Raw genomic sequence first — 1,818 nt, 5'->3', positions numbered from 1 at the left:
AGAACCGGCAGCGGCGTCTGCGCGTGCGCGATGAACGCCGGGACGATATCCACTTCGGCCTCCTCGTTCTGGGCTGCTGCCTGATCCTCTTCCGCAGTCTTCAAACCTGACTTTTGTTAGGCGCTCTTAGTACTACTTGATCAGATGCGTGACGGTCCTCGAGGAGGAGCGCGAGCGCCGAGTCTGCGGAGGCACAGCGGACAATGGCCGAGGCGGCGCAGCAGCAGATGCTGAAGCCGCCGGCGCACCTGGGGCAGCGTCCAAGGAATCCTCCTCCGGGGGGGAAAGCGCTCGACGGAGCGCGAGGAATCCATGGGCCACCATGCAGAGCGTGGCGTGGTGGTGAAAGCCTCTCCAGGTGCGGCCCTCAAAGTGGTCCAGGCCGACTTCGCCCTTCATCTCCTGGTAGTCCCGCTCCACTCGCCAGCGCAGCTTCGCCAGGGTGACGAGGCGTTTGAGAGGCGTGTCGGACGGTAATGATGAGAGATAGAACTTCGTCGGCGCGGCTTCCCCCTGCGGCCATTCACACAGCAGCCATTCGGGAGCACCTGGCGCCTTGCGGATGACGTGGCCTTCGGCGACCTGGATTCGCACCGCGGCGAAGGTGGAAGACTGCGTGCCGCGACTGCCCTCGCGCCAGCTGACCCGGCGGTACTCTTCTTCGGGCAACTGACGCGCAAGCTCTTCAATCGTCCAGGGTTGCACGCCGCTGTCGTCGACGAAGCGCGTCCGGGGACGCCCGTTCTCACCCGCCTTCTTCACTGGACGATGCGGCGTAGCTCCTGGCGGCCACACCTTGTGCTGCCCTGGCACTGCGACGAGGTACGGCAGTCCTCGCGCCGTCAGGCCCTCACGAAACTCTCGGCAGTTGCCATACCCCGCATCCGCCAGCACGACGTGCTTGCGCACGCCCCACTTCAGCGCGTCGTCCACCTGCTCCAGCGCCAGTTCCCACTTGCGTGACGCGCCCACCGCCTCGGGGACGCTGGCCGCCTTGCGCCGGGCCGTGTCCTTCACCCACTCCTCGGGCAGGTACAGCCGCATGCCGATGCACCCGCTTCCCCGAGGCCCGGCCAGATGCAGGCTGACGGCCACCTGGCAGTTGTCCGTGCGCCCCAGCGTGCCTGAGTACTGCCGGGCGACTCCCACCGAGTGCTTTCCTTTCTTCGGAAAGCCCGTGTCGTCCACCACCAGCGCTTCCAACTCCGGAAGCCGCCGCTCCAACTTCCGCGCCAGTCGCTCCCGGAGGGCCTCGTCGCTCCACGTCCCTTGCGACACGCACTGCTGCAGTCGCTGGCGCATCGCCTCGACTTCGCCCGCGTCCTCCACCAGCCGCGCCGCCATCGGCTCAATGCTCTTGCGCTCCCCGTCCAGCAGCAGGCCCGTCACGTAGGCCTCCATGGCGCGCCTGCGCTCCAGCCGCCCCATGCCGGCGACCATCTCCTCAAGGTAGGCGCTCAGCGCCTCGTCCAGCTTGCGCAGCTGTCCCGGTGTCATCCCGACCGTAGATCATGGGTAAGCGTTCAGGGGGCTGGGCGACCGCGAGCGTGAGCTGGATTCAGGTTCCGGGCAGCAGCGATGGTGCGGGAGCGCCGTGGAGATGGGCTTCAAGGGACGCAGTGAGAGCGTCAAGCACGTTGCGCTCCTGCTTCCTGAGGCTCATCACGGCCGTGAGGATGCGCTCGACGAAGCGGCTGCCGTCCTCGCTCTGGGTGCCAAAGCTCGTCTTGCGCCAGATGACCGCATGGCGCAGGTCCCTCTCGGCGAGGTTGTTGGTGGGCTCGACGCCCTCGGTATAGACGAACGTCCAGAGCGCCT

Annotated in this window: 2 protein-coding genes; both read right to left on the bottom strand. The window is 66.8% G+C overall.

Annotated features, from left to right (window positions below; translation table 11 throughout):
- Positions 1 to 132: 132 nt before the first annotated feature.
- Positions 133 to 1,497 (bottom strand): IS701 family transposase, encoded by a 1,365-nt coding sequence (locus D7V77_RS41790; RefSeq protein WP_120581706.1) that lies wholly within the window; start codon positions 1,495 to 1,497, stop codon positions 133 to 135.
- Positions 1,498 to 1,558: 61 nt separating this feature from the next.
- On the bottom strand, positions 1,559 to 1,818 hold a 260-nt coding region (locus D7V77_RS41785), incomplete at its 5' end, for a transposase (RefSeq protein WP_147452353.1).

It is taken from the genome of Corallococcus sp. CA041A, from assembly GCF_003612075.1.
Classification (GTDB): domain Bacteria; phylum Myxococcota; class Myxococcia; order Myxococcales; family Myxococcaceae; genus Corallococcus; species Corallococcus exiguus.
The sequence above is the reverse complement of the archived record's forward strand: the minus strand, read 5'-3'. Positions and strand labels throughout refer to the sequence as shown.